The organism is Citrobacter sp. Awk 2 (genome assembly GCF_028069815.1).
Lineage (GTDB): Bacteria > Pseudomonadota > Gammaproteobacteria > Enterobacterales > Enterobacteriaceae > Citrobacter.
The window spans coordinates 52347-68793 of record NZ_JANEWL010000001.1 but is presented as its reverse complement, the minus strand read 5'-3'; the positions used below and the strand labels follow the sequence as shown (position 1 = coordinate 68793).

Sequence of the window (16447 nt, the reverse complement as noted above, 5' to 3'; positions counted from 1 at the left end):
TTTTACGATGTCGACCGCAGTATTGAATGTCAAAATTGATGAGGCGCTAAAAGAAAAGCTGCGTCATTACGCTGAAGTGAATAATGAGAACCTAAGTATCTCGACGGAAAAATTGCTGCTTATCGCGTTTTCCGCCATTGAAGAGGCGGGAGTCTCCGCTGACGATATTGATAGCCAGCACACGGAAGAATCCGTGGTTGAAGCACTGACTCCTAAAGAAATCAAAGCGCTGCGCAGATTACTGAAGAAGAAAAAATGAAACAACAACCGCTCTCAACCGCCTGTAATTATGGCGAAGCCTGTGAATTGCTTCGTTCCGGTTATGTGAAACATGTTCGTCTGAGCTGGAATGTCGGTAGCGATGAATTTTTCCGTATTGCTTCTGACTGGTGCGATGCCGGGGCGAAAATTAAGAAAGACGGAGAGAATTTTGTGATTTCCCTGAAAGGTTTTCCGGTTCCCCGCCAACTGTAGTTATTGAGGGTTTAAGTTAGCGCATGACGAGCTTTGTGGCTCGTCGCTCATATTATTTTGCGCATTTTTCCGTGACTTGCCTGTAAACGCAGGTTGTCCCAAATGGGTTGCAATGTCCGGAAGGCCGAGCGCATTGTGTCATCGGGCAGTGCGAAGGGCATGCGTAAGAAGCGATCGAATGCGCCATCCAGGCCAAAGCGCGTCCCGGTACCCAACTGAATACCTGCACTTTCAGCGCGCGCGGCAAACAACGTCGCCAGCGTATCGGGTAATTCAACCCAGAAAGAGAGTCCCCCCTGCGGTTGAGTAAACTGCCACTCCGGGAAATGTGTCTTCATCAGGTCGTGGCACCGATCGCGCCGGGTGGTGAGCAATTGCCGTCTGACGGGAAGAAAATCGGCCGCATTGTCCAGCAACCAGCCCGTGGCAAGCTGTTCAAGTACTGGTGATCCTAAATCAAATGTGTCGCGAGTCTGTACCAGCGCGGCAATGGTACGCGATGAGGCCCGAATCCATCCCAGACGCAGACCTCCCCAAAAACTTTTCCCCGCCGATCCCAGCATGATGATGGGCGCGTCATCATGGAATGCCGCCAGCGGTGGTGGTGGCGGGGCGTCATACCACAGATTGACCATGGTTTCGTCCACCACCAGTGTCGTGCGGGTTCTGGCGGAGATATCGGCGATAGCCTGGCGTGTCGTCGCATCCATACAACGTCCGGTAGGATTGTGAAAATCTGGCATCAGGTAGGCCATTCTCGGCGCAGTTTGCGCAATAGTGGCAACAAGGCCCGATGTATCCCAGCCGTGTTCGGGCAGTGACACGCCCACGGGGCGGCAGGACGCACCTTGAATGGCTGCAATGGCGAGTGGATAGGTAGGATGATCGACCAACACACGATCGCCGGGACCCGTGAGCAAACGCAGGATCAGCGCCAGGCCGCTGACTGCGCCATTCACCACCATTATTTCATCCGGCAGTGTGGGTAATCCGCGTTCGCAATAATGCCGGGCGATAGATTCTCGCAGCGTTGGTAACCCCTGGGGCAAATATCCTGAACTTAGCAAATGCTGTGGCATCGCCAGCAGGGCTTGCTGGTACGCCTGATAAATTTCTGGCCCGGCGCTAAGGGCCGCTGTGGACAAATCCAGCGCGGTGCTGGTGCGGGTTCGCGTCGGTACATGACGGGTATGTTCCGGCAGGATCACGCGTGAACCACTTCCATGGCGGCTTTCCAGATACCCTTCTTCCCGCAGTTGCGCCATTGCGCTGGCAATCGTCGTGCGACTGACTTCAAGCACGGCGGCCAGTTCGCGTTCGCCGGGTAAGCGCGTATCCAGTGCCAGTCGGCCATCCAGGATCAGCAGGCGTAGTGCCTCTGCCAACTGTCGCCAGATAGGTGTACGTGAGGGGGTCTCCTGCCAGTGCCCGAGCAGGCGCTGCAGGGACTGGCTTCCATAACGGCGAGATGACATAGCAGTCCACTTTTTGAAAACTGGACATTAATCATAGTGCCAATTGCGGTGAAGATGAAAGCTATCTGAGAGGGGGGGGAGAAAATTATGCTGCGTCGTTTACTTCAGCTGTATGTCGGACTGGCGCTGTACGGCGTTTCGACGGCGATGTTTGTACGTGCAGATTTAGGGGCTGACCCGTGGAACGTATTTCATCTGGGCGTGGCAAATCTATTATCGATGAATATCGGCCTGGTGATCATCGCCGTGGGGGTACTGGTTCTGCTGGTATGGATACCACTGCGCCAGCGCCCCGGATTTGGCACTCTCAGCAATGTCATTATGATTGGTTTGGCTGCAGATGCCGCGCTGGCGGTGATCCCAGGATTTGAATCGCTACTGACGCGCAGTGGACTGCTGGTGGCGGCGGTTATCTTGAATGCGCTAGCGACCAGTCTGTACATCGGTGCCGGTTTTGGGGCGGGCCCACGTGACGGCTTGATGACCGGCATTCATGCGCGTACTGGTTGGTCTGTACGGACTATCCGGACCGCAATTGAGGTGTCGGTTTTGCTCAGTGGTTGGCTTCTTGGCGGAACCGTGGGTGTTGGAACGGTGCTGTATGCGTTAGCTATTGGACCGTTAATTCAGATTTGCCTGCCGTGGTTTCGCCATCAGCCGCAGTCACGTATTCGTGTTCGGAATGAGCCTACGGCGTAATCGCCTGCTGACGACTAAACTTAACCTCGACTGACGCGGCCGGAATCGGCTTGCCGCGCAGTACACTTCGGAGGTTTATCTGATGAAGTATGTTGATGGTTTTGTTGTTGCCGTTCCTGCCGAAAACAAGGAGGCATATATCGCGATGGCAGCAAAGGCTGCGCCGCTTTTCAAGGAGTTCGGTGCACTGCGCGTTGTGGAGTGTTGGGCTGATGATGTTCCCGACGGTAAGTTGACCGATTTTCGTATGGCGGTAAAAGCGCAGGATCATGAAGAAGTGGTATTCAGCTGGATTGAATACCCTTCCAAAGAAGTCCGCGATGCGGCGAATCAGAAGATGATGTCCGATCCCCGAATGAAGGAGTTTGGTGAGTCTATGCCATTTGATGGCAAGCGAATGATCTACGGTGGATTCTCGCCCATTATGGAAGAGTGACGTGACTGGCTGTGCGGCGTGCCGCCAGCCATCTCAATACACGCCAGTGCCCTGTTAGAGTCGTTTTTCCGCCCACAGAATAAATTCCGCCTTTGGCAGTGCTTTGCTGTACAGCCAGCCTTGACCATACTGTACGCCATGTTGACGGAGCCAGCTTTCCTGGTTCTCGGTCTCGATGCCTTCCGCCACCATTTCCAGCTTCAGCGTTTTGGCTATCTCGATAATATGTGGCGTGACGTTATTGTATTCCAGCGCGTCAACAAACGATTTGTCTATCTTCAGGATGTCTACATCCAGATCCTGCAAATAACTCAGGCTGGAGTAGCCTGTACCAAAATCATCAATATAAATAGAGTGGCCTGCCTGACGGTATTTGGCGATAAACGGTGCACTGTTTTTCGGGTCGGCAAATTCACGCTCAGTTAGTTCCAGGGCAATTTGTGCGGGTTGTAGTTGCCAGTGGTTCACCATGCGGCTTAGCAGTGCCGGAAGTGTTTCGGACTTTAAATCGGCCGACTCAAGGTTGAGTGATATATGCTGTTGAGGATGTTGATGCAGCCATTTACCTAGATCTTCGAAGACGTTTTCGATAATCAAACGTGTGAGTGGTTCTGTCAGGCCGGTCTCTTCGGCCAGGGGGATAAAAATATCGGGTGAGAGATAGCTACCGTCAGCTTGTCGCCAGCGGGCCAGTGCTTCTGCACCCACGACCTTTCCTGTTTTGAGCGAAATAATGGGCTGGTAATGGACCTTGATAGCCCGGTTCTGAATGGCGTCTTGCAATTGGTGATGGGGGGACTGCAAGCGGCGCAAAATACGCAGAATAAAGAAGGCGGTGAGCAGGCCAATAATAATCCCTGCCGGGAGCCAGATCAGCGCCTGTCGGTGCCAGGATTTTTGCAAAGGTAATGTCGATGCCCAGCTTACGATCGTGATACCCAGTTCGGGGAAAGGGCGAGAATTATAAATACTGCCCTCTTTTTGAAAATGGCTGATAGAACTGTCTTTTTGCAGTTGATGTAACACGTCCAAGGGGAGATCGGCACTACTGGCCACCACGACGTTGCTTACTGTACCCACAATGGCGACTTCGATAGGCCATGAACCAAATGGGATAACATCAATGAACGATCCCGGATCAATCATCACTACATAATGTTCGCTGCCGAGCGCTGCCATAAAGCGCTTTATCCCGAGGTCGTTTTGCGAGGTTAACCAGGCGCGATAGCCATCCGGTGTCATTTTCATTGGCGGTGGAAACGCAGCAGCCTGGCTCCTTTTCTCAAGGGAGGAACATTGTGGAACATTGTCTTTGAGGTACATCACTTCCTGAATATAACGGTAGCTGTAGGACAACCGGCGCATTTCCAGCAAATGTTCCTCTGAGCAGGGCACACCCTGGAAGGCTTCTATTTTGCGTAGCGCTTTTTTTGCCTGCTCGCCAACGCGTTCCGTACGCAAAGCGACCCGGCTGGAAAATGAATCAAGCTCATCTATAAATTTCGTTTCGACCTGACGATGTGCCAGCCACAGGCTTAAACACACCGGTACGAGGATGGACAGAACCAGTATTCCCGCCACCAGGCCAATCAGATGTCGTGTTGTCACAGTGATATCCTTATTAACACAGCGTAGAGAAAGTATATCCGAAAGCTAAAAAAGCAATTCGATTGGCATCATATATTTAGGGGCACTTATCACTCCGATAAATTACCCATAGCATAAATCAGGTTGAGATCTGTACGGGAGTGGTGTATTTTGATGGATATGTTATAACGTAACAAATTGAGGTTGCCATGAAACCGGATATCCATCCTTTTTATCGCCCAGTGGTGTTTCACGATACCAGTGCCAATGAATACTTTAAGGTCGGTTCGACGATCAAAACCGAACGAGAGATTGAGTTCGAGGGACAAATGTACCCGTACGTAACGCTTGATATCTCGTCTAAGTCACATCCGTACTACACCGGTAAACAAAAAACCTTCGATAACGAAGGCAGCGCGGCTCGTTTCCAGAAACGTTTCGGCCACTTCATTGGCACAAAGCGAGGTTAAGATGCAGGTACTCAATTCACTTCGCAGCGCCAAACAGCGGCACCCTGACTGCCAGATAGTCAAACGCAAAGGGCGTTTGTACGTCATCTGCAAAACGAATCCGCGGTTTAAAGCGGTACAGGGCCGTAAAAAAAGACGTTAGTCACTTTGCCAGCATTGCAGGGACTGAAGTGCGTTCCCCTCGGGGGACGCACTTTTTTTGTTTGTGACGGGGCGTGATTACTGACTGGTCTGCGCGCGGGTTAATGTGAAGACATCATAAAATGACAGTTCACCTTTCCGCGTTATCATTTTTTGCAACTGGGCCTTATGCTCACTGTCGACTTGGGGAGAGTGCAGGATAGTGTCGATGAGCGAGGGCGGCACAAAGCGCGTGTTATACCATTCACCGTTATAGCAGACTCTGAAATCCAGTACGTCAATATCTTCAAAGCGGTAACGCGGCGCAACGTCAAAAAAGAAAAAGGCGTTGAGTAAGACGAACAGTACAACCAATAGCCATACCGAATCGACCAGCGTTTCTGATTGCAGCATTACCGCCAGCGTGGCAAAAAACGCAACATACATGCCGATAAATAGCCCTGGATGTTTACGAATAAAGCTGATGCTAAAGCGCGGTTTGTTGTCGCGCTTTTCGCGAATATTTAAGTCGTCGATGGTTTCGGTAAGCAGGCGTTGTATTTCTGTCATCTCTTGCCTTCGTGAAGTCTGCAATAGTCAGGAGGGATCAGCCTATTTTAAAAGGGGATACTCTCTGAGAAAAGTAACAGATTAACCACAATTTAGCATAACAGTTACATATCAGATCACAGTGTTTTGATGATCCGTGCCGGATTGCCCCCGACGACGGTGTTTGCCGGAACGCTTTTAGTCACCACTGCACCTGACGCCACAACCACGTTGTCGCCCAGAGTTACGCCCGGATTTATTACTGCGCGCCCCCCGATCCAGACATTATTCCCGATGGTTACAGGTTTCCCTAGTTCAACTCCGCTGTTGCGTTCGTTAGCGTCCAATGGATGGGTTGCCGTATAGATATGGACTCCCGGTGCCAGCATACAGTTATCACCGATGTGGATTGGGCAGACATCAAGCATGACGCAGTCGAAGTTGGCGTAAAACGCTTTGCCGAGATAAATGTTATACCCGTAGTCACAACGAAAAGAGGGCTCAATGTAAGCGTCTTCGCTTTGACCCAATAGATCGCGCAAGATAGCCTGACGTTCACTCTGCGCATCGGGTGCGGTGGCATTGTATCGGTGGATGAGTTGGCGTGCACGGAGACGATCGTTGCGCAACGTTTCATCTGCCGGGCGATACAATTCGCCGGCGATCATCTTTTGCTTATCTTCACTCATTACGAACTTTCCTGTTTGCTGATAGGCCGTCACAGTACAGTAAAACGCAATGCAGGGAAGGGGAACGTTCCCGTTTTCTCACTGTGATCGCAATCACGTGATTTGAATTAAATAATGGTTGCTGGTACGGGAAATGGTCAGTCAGACAAACAAATGTTTCGCGATACCTGACTTAACCTCATGAGCAATTAACGAATAAATTTCCAAACAGATGTTGGGATCTTGTCGTAGAGCTTATTCATTGTCAATTCAGCAAGACGATGATCGGCGGCTGAGTAAAATACAGCCAGTTCATTGTCAGACAATTCATATTTATTTTTCTCAATAACACGTTCAAGCGTGTCAATTGTTTGACAGCGTCGTAGGCGCATCAAATAATCTGTTTTAGTTAATGGTTTATCGGACATAACTCTTACCTATGATTGTAATAATTTTTAACAAGACAAACTGACAGGATTAGCCCTGGTGGCATTGACAAAACAGCGAAATAGTCGATTACCTGACTTCCGCCATTTCTGCAGATCCTGCGTATTAATACCATAACTGCTGAACAACATAAAAGTGTCATCCAGGTATTCATCAATCTGCGCGATCAGCTTATTGTCCTCATTGTACTTAATTTTATAATTAAGTGCGAAGGTTGCAATATGCTCTATCAGTTCATTGAGCTGCAAGCTGGTTGCAGAGGTAGGGTCATTTACCCAACCATGGTTGCTTTGTTCAAGGTTTGCAAGACAGTCATGATACAGAGTTTCGCAGAGAAATTTAAGCTGCGCGATATCATGTCTTTTCGGTGAGTATTCATCCATAACGCATCCCCTTCTTAGTGGTTTAGACTAACCGAACACCTTTCGGGATGGATACAACAAACGACCTGGAACTTGCCCGCGACTCCTGATGATTTAACTATAATCTACTCTAAAAAAGATTTCATCGTCATATCACGAAAAATTACAATTATGTAAAATTATGATGCAGTCCCATTTTTACATTTTAACAGATACATGCCGGTATTCGAAATGGAACAACTTCTTTATTCTCGGTCAATCATCAAGTTATCTTCTTTAGGTTTAGCAACGAAAGGCGACAACCGACTCTGTGAACGAAAACCAGGAATAGTCTTAATATTTATTTAGGTAAATAAGGGTTTGTGACGTTTTCTAAGAATAGCCTTTAAGCTCACAAGGATTATATCGCTTATTTAAACAAGAGAAAATAAACGAAATCGCAATAAGCGCTTTTTATGATTTTTTCCAGAAAAAAGGCCGCTTGCGCGGCCTTATCTTTAGGAATGTATCAATGATGCTCAACTGAGTGGCTATGTTCAACATCTTCGTTCTTGCGGCTAAAGCGGCGGCGGACCACCACAAAGAACACCGGAACAAAGAAGATAGCCAATACGGTTGCAGTGACCATCCCGCCCATTACGCCAGTACCGACGGCGTTCTGCGCGCCACTACCTGCACCGGAGCTGATAACCAGCGGCATTACGCCGAGGATAAAGGCTAACGATGTCATCAGAATCGGACGTAAACGCATACGAACCGCGTCCAGAGTTGCTTCTACCAGACCTTTACCTTCTTTATCCATCAAGTCTTTGGCGAATTCGACGATCAATATCGCGTTCTTCGCCGACAACCCAATGGTTGTGAGCAGGCCCACCTGGAAGTAAACGTCGTTGGTCAAACCACGGAACGTTGCCGCCAGCAGCGCACCGATAACCCCCAGCGGAACGACCAGCATAACGGAGAATGGAATTGACCAGCTCTCGTACAATGCCGCCAGACACAGGAAGACGACGATCAGTGAAATCGCATACAGGGCAGGTGCCTGGTTACCGGACAGTCGTTCCTGGTAGGACATGCCTGTCCAGTCATAGCCGATACCGGATGGCAGTTTGCTGGCCAGTTGCTCCATCATTGCCATCGCTTCACCGGTACTTTTACCCGGTGCGGCCTGGCCTAAGATTTCCATGGACGGCAGACCGTTATAGCGTTCCAGACGCGGTGAACCATATTCCCAACGCGAGGAAGAGAAAGCAGAGAACGGCACCATTTGTCCATCGCTACCACGGACATACCAGTTTCCAATATCTTCCGGCAACATACGGTATTTGGCTTCAGACATGACGTAAACTTTCTTCACACGACCACGGTCGATGAAGTCGTTCACGTAGCTTCCGCCCCATGCAGCGCCCAGCGTTGTATTAATGTCACTAATGGAAACACCCAGAGCCTGCGCTTTTTCCTGATCGATATCGATCTTGAATTGCGGAGTATCTTCCAGACCGTTAGGACGTACGCCCACTAACAGATCAGGATGTTTCGCGACTTCACCAAACAGTTGGTTACGCGCCTGAGTCAATTTTTCATGGCCCAGACCGGCCTGGTCAATCAACTGGAAGTCGAAACCAGTCGCGGTGCCCAGTTCTACGATTGCTGGCAGGTTAAAGGCGAATACCATGGCGTCTTTAATCTGCGAGAACGCCCCCATCGCACGCTGAGTAATCGCTTCTACCTTGTTCTCTTCACCTGGACGTTCACTCCAGTCTTTCAGAGAGACGAATGCGATACCGGTGTTCTGACCACGACCAGCAAAGCCGAAGCCGTTAACCGCAAACACCGATTCAACGTTCGCTTTTTCTTTGGTCAGGTAGTAATCCGTCACTTCGTCCAGCACTTTCTGGGTACGCTCTTGCGTTGCACCTGCTGGCAGCTGAGCCATCGTCAGGAATACACCCTGGTCTTCATCTGGCAGGAAGGAGCTTGGCAGGCGAACAAACAGATAGGCCATGCCGACGACGATGATCAGATACAGCGCCAGGTAACGACCGGTGCTGCGCAGAATACCGCCTACGCTATCGGTGTAGTGGTGCGTGCTCTTATCGAACATGCGGTTGAACCAACCGAAGAAGCCCGTTTTACCTTCACCGTGATCGCCTTTAGCAATCGGTTTAAGCATTGTTGCACACAGGGCAGGGGTCAGAATCAACGCCACCAGTACAGACAACGCCATTGCGGAAACAATGGTGATGGAGAACTGACGGTAAATCGCACCGGTAGACCCCCCGAAGAAGGCCATTGGGATAAATACCGCTGACAATACCATCGCGATACCCACCAATGCGCCCTGAATCTGGCCCATTGATTTACGCGTTGCTTCTTTCGGTGGTAGCCCTTCTTCAGCCATGACACGTTCAACGTTCTCGACCACCACGATGGCGTCATCCACCAACAGGCCGATGGCGAGCACCATCCCGAACATCGTTAGCGTGTTTATCGAGAAGCCGAAAATCGCCAGCACAGCAAAAGTACCCAACAACACGACCGGGACGGCGATGGTCGGAATCAGCGTCGCGCGGAAGTTCTGCAGGAACAGATACATAACCAGGAACACGAGGATGATTGCTTCCGCCAGCGTCTTCACGACTTCGTGAATAGAGATTTTCACGAACGGTGTTGTGTCATACGGATAAACAATTTTCAGGCCTGATGGGAAGAACGGTTCCATCTTCACCAGTTCAGCACGGATAGCCGCTGCGGTATCCAGGGCGTTCGCACCGGTAGCCAGTTTGATACCCAGACCAGACGCAGGCTTGCCGTTGAACTTCGCAATGATGTCGTAGTTTTCACCACCCAGCTCAATCTTCGCTACATCGCGCAGACGAACCTGGGAGCCATCCTGGTTCACTTTCAGCAGAATTTTGCCGAATTCGTCGGTGGAGGTCAGACGCGTCTGAGCAATGATAGAGGCGTTCAGTTGCTGGCCTTTCACGGGTGGCGTACCACCAAGCTGACCGGCTGCAACCTGGGCGTTCTGCGCTTTAATCGCGGAAATTACATCAACCGGCGTAAGCTGGTATTTGTTCAGTTCGGTTGGGTCCATCCAGATACGCATCGCGTACTGTGAACCGAATAGCTGCACGTCACCGACGCCTGAAGTACGGCTGATGGTGTCTTTCATGTTAGCGGCGACGTAATCCGAGATATCTTCCTGCGTCATTGTGCCATCGGTGTTGATAACACCAACAACCATCAGGAAGCTACTGGATGATTTCTCAACGCTAACCCCTTGCTGCTGTACTTCCTGAGGCAGTAACGGCATGGCCAGCTGCAGTTTGTTCTGCACCTGTACCTGCGCGATATCCGCATCAGTACCGGACTGGAAGGTTAAGGTGATCTGCACGGTACCCGTGGAGTCACTGTTTGAGGACATGTACATCAGGTTATCGATACCGTTCATATTCTGTTCGATAACCTGCGTAACAGTATCCTGTACTGTTTTGGCATCAGCGCCAGGGTAGGTCGCGGAGATCGTCACTGCCGGAGGTGCAATAGTCGGATATTGCGCTACCGGCAATTTGAGGATCGCGAGCCCCCCTGCCAACATGATGATAATGGCGATCACCCACGCAAATATGGGGCGATCGATAAAGAAATTAGGCATGTCTTAACGGCTCCTGTTTAAGTTAAGACTTGGACTGTTCAGGCTGGCTACCGCTTGCGGCTGGCTGGTTATTATCCGCGGTGACTTCCTGCGCTTTAACCTGAGCGCCAGGACGAACTTTCTGCAGCCCACTTACAATCACACGGTCGCCCGGCTTAAGTCCTTCAGTGACTAACCATTTGTCGCCAATTGCTTGTGCTGCCACAATTTGACGCGTTTCAACTTTGTCATCAGCACCGATAACCAATGCACTGGCATCACCACGCGGTGTGCGAGTAACGCCTTGCTGTGGAACCAGTAACGCCGTTGGGTTTGTCCCTTCTTCCAGACGCGCACGGACGAACATACCCGGCAGTAAGGTGTGATCCGGGTTCGGGAAGATTGCGCGTAACGTAATTGATCCAGTGGTTTGATCAACCGTCACATCCGAAAACTCCAGCGTACCGGACTGCGGGAATTTAATACCGTCGCTGGTGACCAGTTCAACTTTCGCTTTACCGTTCTCTTGCTTCAGCGTGCCATTGGCCAGCTCTTGTTTCAGGCGCAGGAAATCGTTACTTGACTGTGTCACATCGACATAGATGGGATCCAATTGCTGAACAGTCGCCAGAGCGGTCGCCTGACCATTTTGTACCAGTGCGCCTTCAGTAACGGATGACTTACCAATGCGGCCGCTGATTGGCGACGTGACTTTGGTATAGGCCAGATTGATACGAGCGGTTTCTACCGCGGCTTTCGCAGCGACAACAGCAGCGTTCGCCTGTTGTGCATCTGCCTGCGCGCTATCGTAGTCCTGTTGACTGATGTACTTCGTACCCAACAGTTTCTGATAACGTTTAACCGTCAGCTGAGCGATATTTGCCGCTGCTTGTGCTTTGGCCAGATCGCCTTTCGCACTTTCGTACGCGGCCTGGTAAGTAGCAGGATCAATCTGATAGAGAGACACACCCGCTTCAATGTCGCCGCCTTCGGTAAAGTTACGCTTCAGGATAATACCGCTGACCTGAGGGCGAACTTCCGCAATGCGAAAAGCACTGGTGCGACCTGGGAGTTCAGTTGTGATCTGTAGAGGTTCAGTTTTGAGCGTCACAACTCCAACTTCTGGCATCTGCTGGCCCCCTTGTTGGGCCTGTTTGTCGTCACATCCTGTTAGCGCTAAGCTGCCTGAGAGCATCAGAACGACTGCCAGAGGCGTTAACCCTCTGTTTTTGTTCATATGTAAACCTCGAGTGTCCGATTTCAAATTGATCAATGGCTTAAAGCCCATAAACCCATTGCTGCGTTTATATTATCGTCGTGCTATGGTACATACATTCACAAATGTATGTAAATCTAACGCCTGTAAATTCACTGACATATGGCACGAAAAACCAAACAACAAGCACAGGAAACACGGCAGCACATTCTGGATGTTGCTCTGCGTTTGTTTTCGCAGCAAGGGGTATCATCCACCTCGCTTGCGGAGATCGCAAAAGCCGCTGGTGTAACTCGCGGTGCTATCTATTGGCATTTCAAAAACAAGTCGGATTTATTCAGTGAAATCTGGGAGCTAGCAAAACCTAACATTGATGAGTTAGAAACTGAGTATCAGGCAAAATTCCCCGACGATCCACTATCAGTATTAAGAGAAATATTAGTTTACGTTCTTGAAGCGACCGTGACTGAAGAACGCCGACGTTTATTGATGGAGATTATATTCCACAAATGCGAATTTGTCGGGGAAATAGCAACAGTTCAACTGGTTCAACGCAGCCTGTGTCTTGAAAACTATGACCGTATCGAACAAACGCTGCGACACTGTATGGCTGCAAACATGTTGCCGGAGAATCTGAATACGCGCCGTGTGGCAGTACTACTGCGTAGTTATATCTCCGGGATCATTGAGAACTGGTTATTCGCGCCCGAATCGTTTGATTTGCGAAAAGAGGCGCGCGACTACGTTGCAGTGCTACTGGAGATGTGTCTGCTTTGTCCGACACTGCGTGTGAAGGTCGCAGAGACGAGCTAACTGTCAGACCCAATACCAGGAATCCTCCTGGAGGGTTTCCCTCCTGCTATTCTGTCCGCCACAGCCGTGATATTCTTGCCGCTTGACTATTTTCGGTCACTTTCCCGGTTCAGAAACGTTCATTCTCATGACTATGTTGCAGCTCTATAAACGTTCACAGCATCTTATTGCTATAAGCATTCTTTTCTTCATTCTATTGCTGTCCAGCCAGTCATCAGCATTTGCGCGAGCGCAACAGAATGGTGAACTGCCGACAAAAGTGGATATTCAGAGCCAGTTGGATGCGCTGAATAAACAAAAAGATCTTTCCGCGCAGGACAAACTGGTTCAGCAGGATCTTATCGATACTATCGCCACGCTGGATAAAATAGATCGCGTAAAAGATGAGACCGTACAGCTTCGTCAGAAAGTGGCTCAGGCGCCGGAGAAAATGCGCCAGGCAACGGATGCGTTGAATTCACTCAGCGATGTCGATAATGACGATGAAACGCGGAAAACGCTAAGTACGCTCTCCCTGCGCCAGCTTGAATCTCGTGTCGCACAGGTGCTGGACGATCTGCAAAGCGCGCAAAACGACCTTGCAGCCTACAACAGTCAGTTGGTTTCGCTGCAAACGCAGCCAGAGCGCGTGCAAAATGCGATGTACACCGCATCACAGCAAATGCAGCAAATCCGTAATCGCCTGGATGGGACTAATGTGGGTGAGGCGGCATTACGCCCCAGCCAACAGGTGTTGCTGCAGGCGCAGCAAGCGTTGCTGAGCGCGCAGATCGATCAACAGCGTAAGAGTCTGGAAGGCAACACGGTTTTGCAGGATACCTTGCAGAAACAACGTGATTATGTAACGGCGAATACGAATCGTCTCGAACATCAGCTTCAGTTGCTGCAAGAAGCGGTGAACAGCAAACGTCTGACGCTAACCGAAAAGACGGCGCAGGAAGCGGTAACACCAGACGAAGCGGCCCGTATCCAGACCAACCCGCTAGTTAAACAAGAACTTGATATTAACCATCAGCTCAGCCAGCGTCTGATATCTGCCACCGAAAACGGCAACACGCTGATGCAGCAAAACATTAAAGTCAAAAACTGGCTTGATCGTGCGTTGCAATCTGAACGCAATATTAAAGAACAAATCGCCGTGCTGAAAGGCAGCCTGCTGTTGTCACGCATTCTGTACCAGCAACAGCAAACGCTGCCGTCGGCAGATGAACTTGCCGACATGACCAACCGTATTGCCGACTTACGTCTGGAACAATTCGAGGTCAACCAGCAGCGTGATGCGCTATTCCAGAATGATGCGTTTGTCGCCAAGCTAGAAGAAGGGCACAGCAATGAAGTGAATGGCGAAGTCCATGATGCCCTGCTGCAGGTTGTGGATATGCGTCGTGAACTGTTGGATCAACTGAATAAGCAGTTGGGTAACCAATTGATGATGGCCATTAACCTGCAAATTAATCAACAGCAGTTAATGAGCGTATCGAAAAACCTGAAAGGGATCCTCACGCAGCAAATCTTCTGGGTAAACAGTAACCGCCCGATGGACTGGGACTGGATCAAGGCGTTCCCACAAACGCTTAAAGACCAGTTTAAGTCGATGAAAATTACCGTGAACTGGGAAAAAGCCTGGCCGGCGGTATTCATTGCGTTCCTGGCCGGTCTGCCGTTGCTGCTTATTGCCGGGCTCATCCGCTGGCGTCTGAAATGGCTGAAAGAGTATCAGGCAAAACTCGCCGCGGCGGTGGGGAACTTGCGTAATGACAGCCAGCTCAATACGCCAAAAGCGATACTGATTGATTTGATCAGAGCCTTACCCGCATGTCTGATTATTCTCGCTGTAGGCTTGATTCTGCTGACGATGCAATTAAACGTTAGCGATCTGCTGTGGGCATTCAGTAAGAAGATGACCGTTTTCTGGCTGGTGTTCGGTCTGTGCTGGAAGGTATTGGAAAAAGATGGCGTGGCGATACGTCATTTTGGCATGCCAGCGAAACAGACCAGCCACTGGCGTCGCCAGATTGTGCGTATTAGCCTTGCGCTGTTGCCGCTTAACTTCTGGTCAGTTATTGCTGAACTGTCGCCGCTGAATCTGATGGATGATGTGTTAGGGCAAGTCGTTATTTTCCTTAACCTGCTGCTGATCGCCTTCCTGGTGTGGCCAATGTGCCGTGAAAGCTGGCGTGACAAAGAGTCGCACGGTCTGCGTCTGGTCACTATCACCGTGCTGTCCATTATTCCGGTTGCGTTGATGGTGCTGACGGCGACGGGTTATTTCTATACCACGCTGCGCCTGTCCGGTCGTTGGATTGAAACGGTTTATCTGGTTATTGTCTGGAACCTGCTATACCAGACGGTGCTGCGTGGGTTGAGCGTGGCGGCACGCCGTATCGCCTGGCGTCGCGCGTTAGCGCGTCGCCAGAATCTGGTGAAAGAAGGGGCCGAAGGCGCAGAACCGCAGGAAGAACCGACCATAGCGCTGGAACAGGTAAACCAGCAAACGCTGCGTATTACGATGCTGTTGATGGTGGCTCTGTTTGGTGTTCTGTTCTGGGCAATTTGGTCCGATCTGATCACTGTGTTTAGTTATCTCGACAGCATTACGCTTTGGCATTACAACGGTACTGAAGCGGGAGCTGCAGTGGTGAAAGATGTCACTATGGGCAGTTTGCTGTTTGCCATAATTGCCTCGATGGTGGCGTGGGCGCTGATCCGCAACTTACCGGGTCTGCTCGAAGTGCTGGTGCTGTCGCGACTCAAAATGCGCCAGGGCGCATCGTATGCCATCACCACGATCCTCAATTACGCGATTATCGCTATCGGCGCAATGACCGTCTTCGGATCGCTCGGCGTATCGTGGGACAAACTCCAGTGGCTGGCAGCGGCCCTGTCGGTTGGTCTGGGTTTTGGCTTACAGGAAATCTTCGGTAACTTCGTCTCGGGCCTGATTATTCTGTTTGAACGTCCGGTACGTATTGGCGATACGGTTACCATTGGTACGTTCTCCGGTACGGTCAGCAAGATCCGTATTCGTGCAACAACGATTACCGATTTCGATCGCAAAGAGGTCATTATCCCGAATAAGGCGTTTGTGACGGAACGTCTGATCAACTGGTCACTGTCTGATACCACCACACGTTTGGTTATTCGTATTGGTGTGGCTTATGGTTCAGATCTGGATAAAGTGAAGAAAGTGCTGCTGCAGGCGGCAACAGAACATCCGAAAGTGATGCACGATCCGGAGCCGGCAGTGTTCTTTACTGCTTTCGGTGCCAGCACGCTGGATCATGAACTGCGTTTATATGTTCGCGAACTGCGGGATCGCAGCCACACGGTCGATGAACTGAACCGCGCGGTTGATCGTTTATGTCGTGAAAACAATATTGATATCGCCTTTAACCAACTCGAAGTGCACTTGCATAATGCCAAAGGTGACACAGTGACAGAGGTTAAGCGTGACATCATCAAAGGCGACGATCCGACGCCTTCTGTAGGTTAAG

The 16447-nt window shown here is 50.4% G+C and carries 16 protein-coding genes; 8 read left to right on the top strand and 8 right to left on the bottom strand.

The features are described from left to right. The first annotated feature begins 7 nt into the window (after positions 1-7). Both NNO02_RS00335 and NNO02_RS00330 read left to right on the top strand, forming a co-directional pair. On the top strand, positions 8-259 hold the full coding sequence (locus NNO02_RS00335) for a hypothetical protein (RefSeq protein ID WP_048212417.1): 252 nt from the start codon (positions 8-10) through the stop codon (positions 257-259). After that, positions 256-474, top strand: a complete 219-nt coding sequence (locus tag NNO02_RS00330) for a hypothetical protein (protein ID WP_271441606.1) — start codon at positions 256-258, stop codon at positions 472-474. Before NNO02_RS00335 ends, NNO02_RS00330 begins: the two co-directional genes overlap by 4 nt. A 47-nt stretch (positions 475-521) precedes the next feature. Here NNO02_RS00330 and yczR read toward each other — a convergent pair whose 3' ends face one another. After that, a complete protein-coding gene (gene yczR / locus NNO02_RS00325) occupies positions 522-1949 on the bottom strand; it encodes a MocR-like transcription factor YczR (protein ID WP_271454018.1) in 1428 nt (475 codons plus the stop codon). Between the two features lie 87 nt (positions 1950-2036). On the opposite strand from yczR, the gene yczE reads away from it, so the two are divergent. After that, positions 2037-2648 carry a membrane protein YczE gene (gene yczE / locus NNO02_RS00320; RefSeq protein WP_271454017.1) on the top strand — a complete coding sequence of 204 codons (612 nt, stop codon included), beginning with the start codon at positions 2037-2039 and terminating at the stop codon, positions 2646-2648. An 82-nt stretch (positions 2649-2730) separates the two neighbouring features. Next, a complete protein-coding gene (locus NNO02_RS00315) occupies positions 2731-3084 on the top strand; it encodes a DUF1428 domain-containing protein (RefSeq protein WP_061067436.1) in 354 nt (117 codons plus the stop codon). A 54-nt stretch (positions 3085-3138) separates the two neighbouring features. Here the strand turns inward: NNO02_RS00315 and NNO02_RS00310 are convergent, their stop codons facing one another. Next, the gene (locus NNO02_RS00310) at positions 3139-4692 is read right to left on the bottom strand and encodes an EAL domain-containing protein (RefSeq protein ID WP_271454016.1); all 1554 of its coding nucleotides are present in this window, start codon (positions 4690-4692) and stop codon (positions 3139-3141) included. A gap of 188 nt (positions 4693-4880) precedes the next feature. On the opposite strand from NNO02_RS00310, the gene NNO02_RS00305 reads away from it, so the two are divergent. Beyond that, positions 4881-5141 (top strand): type B 50S ribosomal protein L31, encoded by a 261-nt coding sequence (locus NNO02_RS00305; protein WP_005125189.1) that lies wholly within the window; start codon positions 4881-4883, stop codon positions 5139-5141. A gap of 1 nt (position 5142) precedes the next feature. Further along, positions 5143-5283 carry a type B 50S ribosomal protein L36 gene (gene ykgO / locus NNO02_RS00300; RefSeq protein WP_005125190.1) on the top strand — a complete coding sequence of 47 codons (141 nt, stop codon included), beginning with the start codon at positions 5143-5145 and terminating at the stop codon, positions 5281-5283. A gap of 77 nt (positions 5284-5360) precedes the next feature. On the opposite strand, the gene NNO02_RS00295 is transcribed toward ykgO, so the two are convergent. The 6 genes from NNO02_RS00295 to acrA form a co-directional block, all read right to left on the bottom strand. Further along, the gene (locus tag NNO02_RS00295) at positions 5361-5831 is read right to left on the bottom strand and encodes a YlaC family protein (protein ID WP_271441602.1); all 471 of its coding nucleotides are present in this window, start codon (positions 5829-5831) and stop codon (positions 5361-5363) included. 116 nt (positions 5832-5947) lie between these two features. Next, on the bottom strand, positions 5948-6499 hold the full coding sequence (gene maa / locus NNO02_RS00290; RefSeq protein ID WP_271441601.1) for a maltose O-acetyltransferase: 552 nt from the start codon (positions 6497-6499) through the stop codon (positions 5948-5950). Positions 6500-6687: 188 nt separating this feature from the next. Next, positions 6688-6906 (bottom strand): HHA domain-containing protein, encoded by a 219-nt coding sequence (locus tag NNO02_RS00285; RefSeq protein WP_002892050.1) that lies wholly within the window; start codon positions 6904-6906, stop codon positions 6688-6690. A gap of 27 nt (positions 6907-6933) precedes the next feature. After that, positions 6934-7308: an Hha toxicity modulator TomB gene (tomB, locus tag NNO02_RS00280; protein ID WP_003021733.1), complete on the bottom strand. Its 375-nt coding sequence runs from the start codon at positions 7306-7308 to the stop codon at positions 6934-6936. A 487-nt stretch (positions 7309-7795) separates the two neighbouring features. Further along, positions 7796-10945, bottom strand: a complete 3150-nt coding sequence (acrB, locus tag NNO02_RS00275; protein WP_137384610.1) for an efflux RND transporter permease AcrB — start codon at positions 10943-10945, stop codon at positions 7796-7798. Between the two features lie 22 nt (positions 10946-10967). Beyond that, positions 10968-12161 (bottom strand): multidrug efflux RND transporter periplasmic adaptor subunit AcrA, encoded by a 1194-nt coding sequence (acrA, locus tag NNO02_RS00270; protein WP_048212410.1) that lies wholly within the window; start codon positions 12159-12161, stop codon positions 10968-10970. A 141-nt stretch (positions 12162-12302) separates the two neighbouring features. Here acrA and acrR point away from each other — a divergent pair, with 141 nt between their 5' ends. Together acrR and mscK are read left to right on the top strand one after the other, a co-directional pair. Continuing rightward, positions 12303-12953 carry a multidrug efflux transporter transcriptional repressor AcrR gene (gene acrR / locus NNO02_RS00265; RefSeq protein WP_271441600.1) on the top strand — a complete coding sequence of 217 codons (651 nt, stop codon included), beginning with the start codon at positions 12303-12305 and terminating at the stop codon, positions 12951-12953. A 127-nt stretch (positions 12954-13080) separates the two neighbouring features. Next, a complete protein-coding gene (gene mscK / locus NNO02_RS00260; RefSeq protein ID WP_271454015.1) occupies positions 13081-16446 on the top strand; it encodes a mechanosensitive channel MscK in 3366 nt (1121 codons plus the stop codon). The last annotated feature ends 1 nt before the right edge of the window (position 16447 follow it).